Origin of the sequence: Leptospira sarikeiensis, from assembly GCF_004769615.1 — a bacterium.
Taxonomy (GTDB): domain Bacteria; phylum Spirochaetota; class Leptospiria; order Leptospirales; family Leptospiraceae; genus Leptospira_B; species Leptospira_B sarikeiensis.
This window is the reverse complement of record NZ_RQGF01000014.1, coordinates 1-14,788: the sequence shown is the minus strand read 5'-3', so window position 1 is coordinate 14,788 and position 14,788 is coordinate 1. Positions and strand designations below refer to the sequence as shown.

Annotated in this window: 10 protein-coding genes and 3 pseudogenes; all 13 read left to right on the top strand. The window is 41.6% G+C overall.

Features of this window, described 5'->3' with window-relative positions; genetic code table 11:
* Positions 1-47: 47 nt before the first annotated feature.
* Positions 48-2,765: a preprotein translocase subunit SecA gene (gene secA, locus EHQ64_RS07320; protein WP_135648840.1), complete on the top strand. Its 2,718-nt coding sequence runs from the start codon at positions 48-50 to the stop codon at positions 2,763-2,765.
* The gene (locus EHQ64_RS07315) at positions 2,762-3,241 is read left to right on the top strand and encodes a hypothetical protein (protein ID WP_135648839.1); all 480 of its coding nucleotides are present in this window, start codon (positions 2,762-2,764) and stop codon (positions 3,239-3,241) included. Before secA ends, EHQ64_RS07315 begins: the two co-directional genes overlap by 4 nt.
* 742 nt (positions 3,242-3,983) lie before the next feature.
* Positions 3,984-5,234, top strand: a pseudogene (locus EHQ64_RS07305) (TolC family protein); the annotation flags it as partial.
* Positions 5,231-6,226, top strand: coding sequence for an efflux RND transporter periplasmic adaptor subunit (locus EHQ64_RS07300; protein ID WP_135648837.1), 996 nt, complete (start codon positions 5,231-5,233; stop codon positions 6,224-6,226). The pseudogene EHQ64_RS07305 and the gene EHQ64_RS07300, both read left to right, overlap by 4 nt.
* Before the next feature lie 5 nt (positions 6,227-6,231).
* Entirely contained in the window at positions 6,232-6,975 is a 744-nt protein-coding gene (locus EHQ64_RS07295) for a hypothetical protein (RefSeq protein WP_135648836.1), read from the top strand.
* Positions 6,972-10,128, top strand: a pseudogene (locus tag EHQ64_RS07290) (efflux RND transporter permease subunit); the annotation flags it as partial. The gene EHQ64_RS07295 and the pseudogene EHQ64_RS07290, both read left to right, overlap by 4 nt.
* Before the next feature lie 313 nt (positions 10,129-10,441).
* Positions 10,442-10,843, top strand: a complete 402-nt coding sequence (locus EHQ64_RS07285; RefSeq protein ID WP_135648834.1) for a hypothetical protein — start codon at positions 10,442-10,444, stop codon at positions 10,841-10,843.
* Positions 10,844-10,993: 150 nt separating this feature from the next.
* Complete coding sequence (locus EHQ64_RS07280; RefSeq protein WP_135648833.1) at positions 10,994-12,190, top strand: RtcB family protein; 1,197 nt, start codon at positions 10,994-10,996, stop codon at positions 12,188-12,190.
* Between the two features lie 161 nt (positions 12,191-12,351).
* A complete protein-coding gene (locus EHQ64_RS20175) occupies positions 12,352-12,495 on the top strand; it encodes a hypothetical protein (RefSeq protein WP_167882371.1) in 144 nt (47 codons plus the stop codon).
* Between the two features lie 133 nt (positions 12,496-12,628).
* The gene (locus EHQ64_RS07275) at positions 12,629-13,051 is read left to right on the top strand and encodes a hypothetical protein (protein WP_246048629.1); all 423 of its coding nucleotides are present in this window, start codon (positions 12,629-12,631) and stop codon (positions 13,049-13,051) included.
* Between the two features lie 25 nt (positions 13,052-13,076).
* Positions 13,077-13,361, top strand: a complete 285-nt coding sequence (locus EHQ64_RS07270; protein WP_135648832.1) for an MORN repeat-containing protein — start codon at positions 13,077-13,079, stop codon at positions 13,359-13,361.
* Between the two features lie 4 nt (positions 13,362-13,365).
* Entirely contained in the window at positions 13,366-13,563 is a 198-nt protein-coding gene (locus EHQ64_RS07265; RefSeq protein ID WP_135648831.1) for a hypothetical protein, read from the top strand.
* Positions 13,556-14,788 (top strand): annotated as a pseudogene (locus tag EHQ64_RS07260) (peptidase M23); the annotation flags it as partial. The gene EHQ64_RS07265 and the pseudogene EHQ64_RS07260, both read left to right, overlap by 8 nt.

The window sequence follows — 14,788 nt, the reverse complement described above, 5'->3', positions numbered from 1 at the left end:
CTACAATCCGGGACTATTATTAAGACGAAACGATTGATGGTGCATACATGATTCAGAAATTACTCAGAGTTTTATTCGGAAGCAAATACGAAAGAGATCTTAAAAAACTCACTCCGATCGTAATCCAGATCAATTCATTGGAAGAATCGATCCGAGCACTTAGTGATTCGGACCTTTCCGCTCAAACTAGTAAGTTCAAGGAAAGAATAGCGAATGGACAGACCTTGGATGATATTCTTCCGGAGGCATTCGCAACTGTAAGAGAGGCTGCATTAAGAAAATTAGGAATGCGCCATTTCGATGTGCAGATGATGGGAGGAACAGCTCTTCATTGGGGAAATATCTCCGAGATGAAGACTGGAGAAGGTAAAACATTAACTTCTACCCTAGCAATTTATCTGAACGCTCTCGCAGGTAAGGGAGTTCACGTAGTTACTGTGAACGATTATCTAGCTAGAAGGGATGCGAACTGGATGAAGCCTATTTATGAATTTTTAGGCCTTTCTGTAGGGATCATCCAGCATGATATGGATCATGATGATCGTAAAAGAGCGTATTCTGCAGATATCACTTACGGAACCAATAACGAATACGGTTTCGATTATTTGAGAGATAATATGGTCTCTCATATAGATCATAAAGTACAGAGATCTCATTTTTTTGCGATCGTGGATGAGGTGGACTCGATCCTTATCGACGAAGCAAGGACCCCTCTCATTATTTCAGGACCTTCGGATGAATCTACTGATAAATATCTTAGGATCGATAAGATCATTCCTAGGCTGATCGAAGGCGAAGATTACGAAAAAGATGAGAAGGCCAAAAACACACTCATGACCGAAAAGGGTGTGGCCCATGTAGAAGAGATCCTAGGGATCGAGAACTTATACGCTCCTCAAAACGTGGATCTAGTTCATCATGTTCACCAAGCATTAAAAGCCCATAAAATATTCCAAAGAGACGTGGACTATGTGGTTCAAAATGGAGAAGTCATCATCGTAGACGAATTCACCGGTCGTCTCATGTCCGGTAGAAGATATTCAGATGGACTTCACCAGGCTTTAGAAGCGAAGGAAGGAGTTCCTATCGCAAGAGAATCCCAAACTCTTGCGAGTATCACATTTCAGAATTATTTCAGATTGTACGATAAACTTTCTGGTATGACAGGAACCGCGGATACGGAAGCGGAAGAATTCCATAAGATCTATAATCTAGATGTAACCGTAATTCCTCCGAACGTTCCAGTTCAAAGAAAGGACGCTGCGGACAGAGTATATCGCACTGAAAAAGAAAAATTCACCGCGATCCTAAATGAGATCAAGGAATGCAGAGATAAAAAACAACCTGTTCTTGTTGGAACTATCTCCATCGAAAAATCGGAAGTGCTCGCAAAACTTCTAACCCAATCCGGAATTCAGCATAATGTATTAAACGCTAAGTTCCACGAAAAAGAAGCTGAGATTATCGCGAACGCAGGAAAGCCTGCCGCTGTTACGATCGCGACAAACATGGCTGGAAGGGGAACGGATATCGTTTTAGGAGGAGCCCAACTTTTTAAAGAAAGTTTGGAATCTTGGAACGAATCCGATCCTGTGATCAGCGAATTTAAAGAAGCTGTGGTTCGTGCCGATTTTGAAAGAGCTGAATCTATTTCTCAAAGATTGGATTCTCAAAATAAAAAATCCAAAGCAAATGAAATCCTAACCAGCGCAAAGATCTGGAGAAAAAACCACGACGAGGTTTTAGAAGCGGGTGGTTTGCATATTTTAGGAACAGAAAGACATGAGGCGAGAAGGATTGATAACCAGTTAAGAGGTCGTTCCGGTCGTCAGGGAGATCCAGGATCTAGTAGATTCTATCTTTCTCTTCAAGATGATCTGATGAGGATCTTCGGGTCTGATCGAATTGCCGGGATCATGGAAAGACTCAAGATGCCGGAAGGACAAGAGATCGAACATCCGATGGTGTCTAACGCGATTGCGAGAGCTCAGAAAAGAGTAGAAGGTCATAACTTCGATATTCGTAAACATCTATTGGAATACGATGATGTGATGAACCGCCAACGTATCGTGATCTACAAGATGAGAAACGAAGTCCTGGAAGGCGGAGATGTAACAGGACTCGCAAAAAGTTTCTTAGAAGAAATGATCGAAGCCCAAGTTGTTACTACCTGCGAAGGTGGAAACCCGAACGGTTGGGAATTGGATACTCTTAAGGAATGGTTCGAGGGTCTCGGACTTCCTTGGAATGTAGATATAGAAGAAATTAAAAAATCCAAAAATGCTCAGCTTTCGATTTTCGATTCTTTAAATAATACCGCTCAGTCTTTTTACCAAGAGAAAGCGGATCGGATCGGCGGAGACGTTTGGAAATTATTAGAAAGAAACATCTTCCTGGATATTCTAGATCATCGTTGGAAAGAGCACCTATATTCTATGGACCATCTCAGAGAAGGGATCTGGACCGTAGGTTATGGAGAAAAAAATCCGCTCGTAGAATATAAACTGCAAGGTTTCCGTTTATTCGACCAAGCAATCGAAAATATGAAGTATGAGATCGTAAGTTTCTTACTTCGTGTGGAAGTTACGGAAAAAACCCAGTTGCCGGAAGAGAAAAAAGAGTATAAAAAAGTAGGACAAGAGTTAACAGGCGGCTTCCAAGAGTTACAGGGAGCAAAACCTAGAAATCCGGCAACAGAGGCATTACCTGTGTCTTCCGGAGGGGGTGGTTCGGAAAGAAAAACGAGCCGGAGGAAGCGTCGATGAAATTTAGAATCTTATTAGGAATTTCTTTTTTAGCACTGGTCCATTGTGCATACTTTTTTCCAAACGCAGGAAAAGAAGGAAAAAGCCCGAAACAACTTTATACGGAATGTATGGATACATTCTCGGATGATGCAAAGTGTAAGGAATTTGTATTAAAAGCGATCCCTGATGCCGATGTAACGTTACTTGGAGCGACTGCTCAAATTTCGGAAGAAACATCTTCTAAATTATATATTCGTTCTGAAATGATCCAAAAACTCATGTCCCAAAATAAACTTTTTGTAAAGAACCTTCTTGGCGAGCCGGATGAAAAGGCGATTGTTAATAGTTGGGCACCTGGAATGGAAGAATGGGTGTACTATCGACCTATTTCAAAATACGCAGAAGGGTCTAGGCCAGATAAGGAAATTAGAATTTTGTTTTCTAGAGGCGCTGTCCTTAAAGTAAGACATATTCAGCCAGATCCTATTCGTTAAGTCGAATGGGTTAATTGTGAACTGATTTAAGCGAAAAAAGTTTCCATTTTTTTAATCGAAATCTCAAAAACTTGACGGAAATATCGTCTATATTCTTTTGGCAATTATAGTGCGGCGCGTAGCTTACATTCTGCTGATTTTTTTACAGATCGCTCTTGTTATCTTTTCTTCCTCTTTGGAATGGATGGATAAGGAAGAAGCAAGCCACATTATTTCCCTTTCCCAAAATAAAAAGAGTATGCCTACCTTTATCGAATCGGATTTAACCGAGTCGGAAGGTTTAGTCTATACCCAAGCAAGAGAAAGAGACAGTAGACCGATTGATTTCCTCGCGGATTTCTTTTCGAGTTCTCCTTGGACTCCTTCCTCTTACTCCTCAAAAATCGTCATTCTAAGCGGCCAGAAAAGAACAACCCGCTTCCTGCATTTCAGTTTAATCAACCTACCTCCACCAACTTTGTCCTAATTGTTTTTTAACTTCGGAGCAATTTCTACGCCGAAGGTGTAGGAAAATTCTCCATAGGGGGTCGTTGCATAAGCATAAGCTTATCTCTTGGGATAACTTCGTACAATTATGAATAAAAAGATATTAGCGTTTCTAATTTTGGTCTGGACCACTAATCAGACCGTTTCTCAACCAGATCCTGCTTCGGGTGGTGCTCCCGGGAGTTTGGGCGAGACTTTGTATACAGATGCAAAGATCGCGGCCGCTTCAGGCGATCAGGACAGAACCCAAGTTCGCTTGGATCTGGCCAAAGCAGAGGAACTTCTTTGGAAGAATAACCTGCTTTTACTCGCTGCCAAATATGATATCGATGCACGTAAGGCAGGGATCGAACAAGCCGGACTATATGCGAATCCAAACATATTTTTGGATCAAAGTATTTATGTAGAGCCTTCCGGGAGATACTTCGATTCTACGAGGTCCGGACAAACCGTATTCCAGATCCAACAAGTCTTCCTATTGGGTGGAAAGATCGATAAAAGAGTTCGAGTAGCGGAGTTAAACGCAAAGATGGGAGAACAAGAGTTCTACGATCTTGCAAGAGCTTTGTTAACGAAACTTCGTAGGACCTTCTACTTTATTCATTATTATAGAGAAGCGATCGCCTTTTACGATAAAAGTTTGATCGCTCTAGAGAAGACCGTAAATTCTGCGGAACTCGCATATAAAAGAAGAGCGGTCCTTCAGTCAGAAGTACTACGTCTAAAAGCACTTCTATTCTTCCTAAGAAAAGAAAGAGAAGATCTAAGGATCAAAGTTTTGGAGAAAGAAGCGGATCTTCGCGTTCTTCTGAACGAAGAGTCATACAAGAATCAAGGGATCGCGATCGTTCCTGTTTTGGACCTGGACTTCGTGGAAAAGGCTCCGATCGAAAATTTAAAATTGGACGCGATGCTTTCGAAGGCTAGGGAGTATAGACCCGACTTGAAAAAAGCAGTTCATGCCTTACGGTACGAAGAAGCGAACCTGGAGTTGCAGCATGCGAATGCGATTCCCGATCTAGGCATCGGACCTATGTATAATAGGGGAGGAACCGCTTTCCAGAGTTATTGGGGTATTACCGCCCAGTTCAATATTCCTATTTTCGATAGAAACCAAGGAAATATCAAGGCCGCTGAAAAGAACGTTCAAGTAAGAAAACAGGAATTGAAAAACCTGATCTTGGAAGTTGAAAACGAAGTAAACGTTGCTTTGGCGACCGCAAAGGCGAAAGACAATCTTTATCGGAAATTTAGGAACACTTACACCAAGGATTATTCGGATCTAGCCGAAGATATGATCCTTAGTTACGAAAAACGTTATATATCAATTTTGGAATTTGCGGATTTCTTCGAAACTTACAGATCCAGCATTGTGGAGATGTTAAGGCTTCAAACAGATAGGATGGAAGCGATCGAAGGAGTGAATTACAGTGTAGGAACAGGACTGATCGTACCGAGTCCTAAGACAAATGGCGAATCCGGTGCTACGGAAGGAGGTTCGAAATGATACCATCATCAAACAAACTTAAACTTATTCTAATATTAGTGGTGGCGGCGGTTTCCGTTTCCATTGTTTCCTTAACTTTGAACCGGGCACAGAAGAAGAATGCTCCACGCCCTCAAAAAGCGATCGTTCACGACAAGGGAGAACGGATAGAGTTCAAAGAAGATAGCCCTGGGCTCGAGATCGTTAAAAGTGCGGAAATCGGAAAAGCGGGAGAATTCGTAAATGTTGAAGCTCCTGCGAGATTGATCGCTACAACTTCTCCTTCCGTATCAGACGGGGAACAAATCGTATTATTCGAATCAGCAGAACTCAACGATCTGTATGTAGGTTATGTTCATGCTAAAAACAGTCTGAACAGATCTCGTAAAAATCTGGATCGTATTAAAGACATGTTCAAACATAGAGTCGCGACCGAAAAGGATTTGGTGGAAGCCGAGACCGAAGTAAATAACGACGAAGCTGAATTTGCGGAGTTTGAAGGTAAGTTAAGAGCGGTCGGATTAAATCCTGCTTTGATCAAAAAAGCACCGAGCCAAACCGCTTGGATCATTTCTGATGTTCCTGAATCTCAACTTTCTCGACTGCAAAATGGAAAAAGAGTAAAAGTTGTCTTTAATTCTTTTCCGAGCCAGGAGTGGAATGGAACTGCGGAGGCTCTTGGAGATAACGTAGATCCTTATACAAGAACTGTAAAAGTCCGTATCGCGATCAAGAATGAAGGTTATAGATTAAAACCTGGAATGTTCGCGGTCGTAAAATTCCCTGAAGAAACCAAATCGGATTCTGTGGTGATCCCTTTCAATTCTGTTGTTACGATAGAAGGTAAAAATTACGTATTCATCGAGGAAACACCTCACGAATTTTACAGAAGGGAAGTGGTTCTAGGAATTTCCACCAGAGAAAAAGTCAATGTTCTGGAAGGACTTACTAAAGGGGACAAAGTGGTGGTCGAAGGAGCAATTCTTTTAAAAGGGCTTAGTTTCGGATTTTAGTCTCTATGAAAAGAATATTAAGTTTTATTATTATAATATTCTTATTTTCTTTCGTTTCTTCTGCTTTTGCTCAGGAAAAAAATAAGGAAAATAAGAACGAGGACCCGGTTCCGGAATGGACTCCGGAGGCGGATCGTAAAACCAGATTTGGCGAAGATAAATCTGAAAAAGATGTTTTCGATCAAAAACCTCTTCCTAAGTCGACGAACTTTTTCGTTTACGGACTTTCGGTAGGAACTCCAGGAAGTATTAACGTAAACGTAGGATACTATTTTAAGGATCTAGTAGTTCGAGCTTCCGGTGGTCATTGGGGAGCGCATTGGTGGGGTTGGCAGGCTGATATAGGTGTGAGTTTTTGGAAAACTCCGTTTTTGGCTCATAGTATATCCGCAGTTATCGGCCAGTTCCAGGTGGATCCATTTGCTCCCGAATTAGGAAAAGGTGGGCAAACTCAATATAAAACCGGCTCCGATTTTCCTGGATACCAGCATAGGGATATCACTTACGAAGACGCCATTATCAGATCCTATATCGCAGAACAAAATCCGAATCTTGCGACTGTTTTGGAATACCAAAGTAGGGATAATCAAAAGGTAACCTTGAACCAACGTTATATAGGATTGACTTACGATCTTTATATGGGTAATTTCTTTCTTCAGCTTGGAGGAGGTATCGGGTCGGGAGATTATAAGAATCCTCAACTTCTGATACAAATAGGATATCTGTTTGATACGAGGTCTTCTCAATGAAATTCATCAATCTTATCATAGAAAGCTCGTTACGGTATAAATTAATTACTTTAGTCTTATCCGTATTATTGCTCGTCTTAGGTGTATGGTCTTGGATTCATATTAGAAAAGAAGCATATTCCGATATAGCAGATACTCAGGTCCGTCTTGTAGCGAAGTTTCCCGGAAAAGCCACTTTAGAGGTGGAAGAACGGGTCACCATGCCGATAGAAAGGGTGCTCCATTCTACTCCGAATGTGATCGTTCGTAGATCAAGGACCATTAATGGTCTCGTTGTATTCCAGTTCGTATTCGAAGAAGGAACAGACGATTATTTCGCACGTATGAGGCTTATGGAGAAGGTTCGGGACGCTGTGATCCCGGAAGAAGTAAGTCCTACTCTGGCTCCTATGAGTTCTCCTGTCGGGGAAGTATTTCGTTATGTTGTGGAATCCGTCGACGGTACCAAAACTCCAATGGAGCTTAGGAGTATCCAGGACTGGATCGTAATTCCTAAAATGCTTCAGATCTCAGGGATTGCAGACGTGGTTACGTTCGGGGGTTTGCCTAAACAGTATCACGTTGTGACTTCTCCAGATAAACTGATCCGATATAAGGTTACTGTCGCAGAAGTGATCGATGCGATCCAAGACAATAACTTGAACACTGGTGGTAACTTCCTATTACAAGGGGAACAATCACTCCCTATCAGATCCTTGGGTGCGATCCGTACTCCTGAAGATATTGAAGATATCGTAGTTAAAACCGTGAACGGGGTTCCGGTTTATGTTCGAGATGTGGGTAGTGTGGAAATCTCTCACCCAATCCCGAGCGGGGTCTTGGGATATACAGTCCAAAACGATACGGAAGGTTTGATTGACGTAGATTCCGCAGTACAAGGTCTCGTTGCAATGAGACGTTGGGTGGAACCGAATGCTTTCGGCGAAAGAGTAAGGGCCAAGGTCCAAGAGATCAACGAAAAGTATATGCCGGATGGCACTAGATTAAGAACTACTTATGATCGTGCGGACTTAGTAAATTATACTCTTAGAACAGTTGGGACCACTCTTATCGAAGGGATAGGTGTGGTGAGTTTGGTCGTGATCTTCTTTATCGGAAGTTTTAGAGCTTCGGTAGTTGTGGTCGCGACGATCCCATTCGCTTTATTGTTCTCGTTTACGGTCATGAACGCCTCCGGGATCTCAGCGAGTTTACTCTCTCTAGGTGCGGTGGACTTCGGGATCGTGGTGGATAGTGCCGTAGTAATGGTTGAAAATATCATGAGGCGCTATAAGGAAGCTTCGCCCGACGACAAACAAAAGGGGATCGTTCGATTTACCTACGAATGTGCGACTGAAGTCGGAACTGAGATCTTATTCGCGATCATGATCATCATTCTCGCGTATCTTCCTATCTTCTCATTTGAAAGGATAGAAGGACGATTATTCAAGCCGATGGCATTCACCTTATCCTTCGCGATTTTCGGTGCATTGCTCTTCACGATGACAGTAGTTCCGGTTTTAATGTCCTTCTTCTTCCGAAAATATTTCGAAAGTAATTCTGACAAACCGATCGAATGGCATAACCCTGTATATCATTGGGTAGAATCAAAATACGAGAAGATCGTACATTACTTAGTAGATCGTTCTAAACGAGTGGTAACGATCGCTTTCTCTATCGTAACTGCTCTTTTGGTCGTGGGAGGTTTGTCTTTAGGGACGGAGTTCCTACCTTCTTTGGATGAAGGTGGATTTACCTTAAGATTGTATTTCCCAGTGGGGATCTCATTGCCAGAGGCCAAAAAATTCGTGCCTAAGGTCCGAGAGATCATTTATAAAAATGAACAAGTAAACATGATCTTATCTCAGTACGGACGTAATGACGACGGAACGGATCCTCTACCTCCGAACCGTTTGGAAGTTTATGTTGGTTTAAAAGATTATAAACAGTGGAAGGAAAGGATCACTAAGGAACAATTACTTCTCCGGATGAGAGATAATCTGGAGAGCGGGCTTCCTGGAGTGAGAGTGAGTTTCTCCCAGCCGATTATGGACAACTTGTCCGAGGCGATTATGGGTACAATTGCCGACTTGGCGGTATTCGTATCGGGACAGGACTTACATATTATGAGGGAACTTTCATTACAAATCCTTGATATAGTAGCTTCTATGAAAGGGGCGAGTGAATACGGGATCGAACAGGAAGCTCCAGCTCCTCAGCTTGTGATCCGGATCAAACGTGCAGTAGCCGCGAGATATGGTATCAATGTGGAAGATATCCAAAGAGTGATCGAGGCTGCAGTAGGTATGGAACCTATCAGCTATCTTTACGAAGGTCCTATGGACAATCCTCCTAAAGAGCGTGCCTTATTCGGGATTGCAGTTCGTTTCTCTAAGGATTATAGACAATCCGCAAGAGAGATTGCGAGTATTCCGATCATTTCGCCTAAGGGAGAAAGGATCCCACTTTCTCAGGTCGCGGATATTACTCAGGAAGATTCTCCTACGATGATTTTCCGTCAGGATGGAAAACGTACTCTTACGGTTCGATTGAATGTAAGGGGAAGAGACCAGGGTGGATTCGTATCTGAACTTAGGAACAGAGTGAATAAGGAAATCAAGATCCCGGATGGATACGAAGTTCGTTACGGTGGTCAGTATGAAAACCTGGCTCGCGTAGGAAAGCAGTTGGCCATCGTGATCCCGCTAACGATCGGGATCATTTTCGGATTACTATTCCTATTATACAGAGATCTGAAATCAGTGATTGTTGCCCTGTCCTGTATTCCTTTATCCTTACTTGGAGGAATTTACGCTCTTCTAGGACGAGGGTATTATTTTAACGTATCAGCCGGAGTCGGATTTATTTCTCTTTTCGGGATCGCGACTATGGCAGGGATCTTGTTCGTATCCAAAGCAAATCATATTCTGAGAGATCATCCGAATATGAGCGTTACGGAAGCTTCGATCCATTCCGCAGTGACTCAGCTTCGACCTAGATTAATGACAATGTTACTCGCAATGCTCGGTTTGATCCCTGCAACAATTGCAACCGGAGTAGGTTCGGACGTGCAAAGGCCATTAGCTACTGTGATGGTAGGAGGACTTGCTTCTGCTCTTCTTCTGATACTAACTGTTATGCCTAGCTTGTACATTGTAATCATGGGGAAAAAACAAAAACCTCAGAGTTCAGGTAATACGGGTGGAACGAGTTCAATGGCTTTACATCCGGAAGCTTACGTCTCTCTTTATGATGATGACGAATTGAATGATGTTCCGGTACATAGAAACGGAGGTAAGAAGGTGAAGAAAAAACTTCTTACGAAAAAGAAACGTTGATCGGATCAAAATAGATTTTTCAAACGAAAAAAAGGCTGCGAGTTCGCAGCCTTTTTTATTTTTTCTGGAATTGGAATTTGTTAAAACCGAATTGACTTGGTTTCGATCCAAAAATATGCACTAAAGCCTAATACAAATAGGTGATGACTATGAACTTACCCGAAAAAATTCTCATCTTGACCGGAGTTTTAAACTTAGCTTATGGAAGTTTGACCGGTTTTGCATACGCGTTCGCTCGAAAGAAAGCGGAATTTCCCTCCAGATATTTACAAGCCGCCCATATTGGATCTCTAATGCAAGGTGCCATGCTCTTGGGATTGATATTCGCTTTCCAATTGGCTCCACTTTCGGAGACCCTTTCCATTATAGGAGCAATCTCATTCGCAGTTTCTTCCGGATTTCTGGCTCTCAAAGATACTGTAAATTGGCTCCAAGGAATTAAGGATGAATTTAAAGAAAATCCTCCGCTTGGAAAAATCCTTGGTGGGATCGGAGTGACTGCAAATATTGTTGGGATCGTAATCATAGTATACGGGGTTTTAGCCGCTTAAGAAAGATCCAAAAGTTTTGGAGGGAATTTCGAATTCGTTTAGGAATTTCTTTCAAAACTTCTTCTCAAAAATTAAATCCACTTTAAATAAAAAATCTGTCTGTCTCTTCCTATCGTTCGTATATATCATTCGAATCAATTAGGTTAAACAATGTGTAAATCAGAATTAAAAGGAGAAAAAGTAAAGGTCAAGTTATGGACCGACGTGGATAAAGTGGAGTCTTCCGCTTTACAACAATTACGTAATATAGCTTCTCTGCCATGGGTGTTCAAACATGTGGCGGTGATGCCGGACGTACATTACGGAAAAGGAGCTACAGTCGGATCCGTTATTGCTATGAAGGATGCAGTCGCGCCTGCTGCGGTAGGTGTGGACATAGGATGCGGAATGGCGGCAGTTCTTACGAACTTAACTGGGAATGATCTACCGGATTCTTTGAAAGAGATCCGTTCCGAGATCGAGAAAAATATCCCGGTCGGGTTCAGTATGCATAAACGTCCGGTGGTGGAAAAACTTTTTAAACATGGAGAGACGTATGCTCTCGCAAAATCTTTGTTTAAACAAGAGTTTGAAACACTTTCGGAGAGAGCAAAACCATTATACGAACGTTCTTTAAGCCAGTGCGGGACTTTGGGTGGCGGAAACCATTTTATAGAACTTTGTTTGGATACTGAGAACAGAGTTTGGATGATGCTTCACTCTGGTTCTAGAAATATCGGAAAGGAACTTGCGGAATTCCATATTCATAGAGCGCGTAAACTCGCTCATAACGAACTTCTGCCGGATCGTGATCTTGCAGTATTTCTTTCCGGAACAGTGGAGATGGAAGAATACAGAAGAGATCTATTCTGGGCTCAAAGGTATGCGTATTTAAATCGTCTTACTATGATTGAGTTGTATTTCGAAGCTTTGAAGAAATTTTTTCCTCAGATCCAAGAAGTATCTAGAGTGATCTGTCACCATAATTATGTTTCCGAAGAAACTCATTTCGGAGAAGATGTGGTGGTTACTCGTAAGGGTGCGATCAGCGCTAAGAAGGGTGAATTTGGGATCATTCCTGGTTCTATGGGAACTCGTTCTTTCATCGTAAAAGGTTTAGGAAATCCAGAATCATTCGAATCCGCTTCTCATGGAGCTGGTAGAAGAATGAGTAGAGGAGAAGCCAAAAGGAAATTCACAGAATCGGATCTTTTGGAACAAACCAAAGGTGTAGAATGCAGAAAGGATACTGGCGTTCTGGACGAAATTCCGGGAGCTTATAAAGACATCCATGATGTGATCGAAGCCCAAAAGGATTTGGTGGAAGTAGTTTCCGAACTTAGACAAGTCCTTTGTGTGAAAGGATAGCCATTTCGAAACTGTCCATTATCCGACTAAAAAAATACGAAAAATCTATCTAGGGAACAGGCCATTTCTTAGATGGATTTTAAAATTCCGATACTAGAAACCTACTAACTATAGAAGGATTTTACCATTTTTTTCGCTCCAAGATCTTAGAGGGTAGCAAGATGAGCGAACACTTAAAATCCAAACTGAAACGAGCAGAATCGGGTTTTTGGAAAAGAACGTTCAAATCTTGTTGGAATATCCTTCCTCATTCATTTAGAAAACATTTAGTTGCTATGTCAGGTCAATCCGATCTGGATTTTTGAATCACCCAAAGGAGGTTCTATCATTTGGGATAGGACCTAGTTCGAGCCAGCTTTCTTCTCTTATCATTCTTTCGTTATTTCTTATTTGCTCGATTCTCTATATTTCCCAAAGTAAGTATATAGAGCTATTTGTATGACTTGTTCCATTAAGATGACTCCCGATGCATTGGAAGATATATTAAAATCCGGCACAATTTCATTTTTAATGAAAAAACATATAAATGACTGCTCAGATTGCCAATCGATCGTTTTGGACTATTCTTCGCATTATACAATTCCCGAATCTGTTTTTAAAAGGCCGATCGAAAAACAGAGACTATTATGGTTGGGTGCAGAATTAGAGAATGCAGACAAGGAAGAAGTTCCTGAAAAAGTTACTAAAAAGAAGAAAAAACTTTCGGCTAACGTTGAAGAACCGATAGATGAGCTTGGTTCAACGCCTGGGAAATTCTCTAAATTTCTTGCCTTTTGTTCTCGTTATAAAAAATGGATCTTAGCAATCGGATACTTAGCCTTGATTTATCCGATATTTAGATTGGTAATCGCATTCCTATAATCAATTTCTATTAGATAGTTATAAAATGAAACAAAAAGCAATTTTAATCTCTGCGTCTGTATTACTCGTAGTCTTGGTAGGAGCTGTATATTGGTTCTTCTTTAAAGGAAAATGTGAAGGTAATTGCCGTAACGGATTCGGTTCTATGACATATTGGGACGGAAAAAAATATGTGGGCCAATGGAAAGATGGAGACCCAGACGGATTCGGAATTCTTGTCGATAAGGATCGTAAAGTGCTTTTTAGCGGACGCTGGATCGACGGAAAAGAAGGTCCTAAGGAAAGTTTGAATAAGAATAGGACTAAATAGTTTTATGTCTAAAAATCTGAATATAAGCTCATTTGTTTTCGTTTTATTCCTGACCACGTTAAATCATGTGGACTGCAAAGAGAAAGGGGAGAAAAATTTGAAAGAAGCGGAAAATCGTAATCTACAAGGTGTAGAAGCGCTCCAGAAAGATCCTCAAAAAGCAATTCACAAGTTCAGAACAGAACTCTGGGAATTTGTATGATACTGCTAATAAACTTGTAGATGTGTATTATTATAAAGGAGCTGCAGATAGTTTAAGCCAAGCTATTTCTAACAAGGCATCCGAATCTCAATGGAACCAAGATGGTGCAGACTTAAGTGCTCGTATACGGGATAGTTATGCCCGAGCAGAAGCATACGGAACTGCAGACTTAGATGCAAGTAACAGAATCAATCAACTTGTTGAAATGTTGTATGGAACCGGAGCTTATGCATATGATGCAAATGATCTGGGCCAAATCCAAACAGGTGTCATTGGGTATAACTCTGCTCAAACCTTCTGGCAGGAAGAGATCGATGGAAACTCAAGTGGATTTGGTTTCGATGAAAGAAAGACTGCAGCAGATAATACAAATTCTTCCTACGCAGGGAAGCTCGCAGATATTAACCAGGCTGCTTCTTTGCAGGCAGTGGTCATGGACCAAGAGAAAATCTTACTCCAAGATGTGAATGAGATCTTTATTCAAGAAAAGAAATATACTGAACTCTCTCAAACATTTGCAAGCCAGGGAGATTTTGATACAGCGGAATACTACAAAGGACTTGCGATCAAACAACAGAAACTTGCTCAAGAAAAATTGACTTCCGGATACGGCTCTCTTAGCGAATTCGCTGGAAACCAGGTCACCACAAGCACATTAAATTATACGAAAAATTCCTATATCGTATACGGTCTGAGCCTATTAAGCAAAGGTTCCATGAGCGCAAATGATGTCGCAAATGAGATTCGCAAGAACCAAGATCAAGTATACGCACTTTCTCAATCAGGAATTGATTATAAAAATATCCAGAGTATGATCTCCGACTCTCAGCAACTCTTAAAACAAGGAGATGAGCAAGCAGATAAGGTCAAAGAGCTCATCGCAAGATCCGAAGAACTTGCAAACCGTTCTATCGGAGGAGAATTACTCGCGGGACTCAATGATGTTCTGAATTATCTCACTTCTCAACTTCCGGAAGAAGTGACGACTGCTGGGATCTCAGATGTAATCGCAGCAGATAGCGAGAAAGCGATGGAAGCACAGGACGAGATCGCTTCTCTTCTAATGGATATGAATTCACTTCTTACAAGTCCGGACGACTTAAGAAGGTTGTCCGAACTCCAACAAGCTGCTGGAACAGGAATCAATCTCACTGCAAATACTGCAATCCTCTCTTATCTAGACGATAAAGCCAAAGAGATGGAGGAGTTGAACAAACAAAGATCT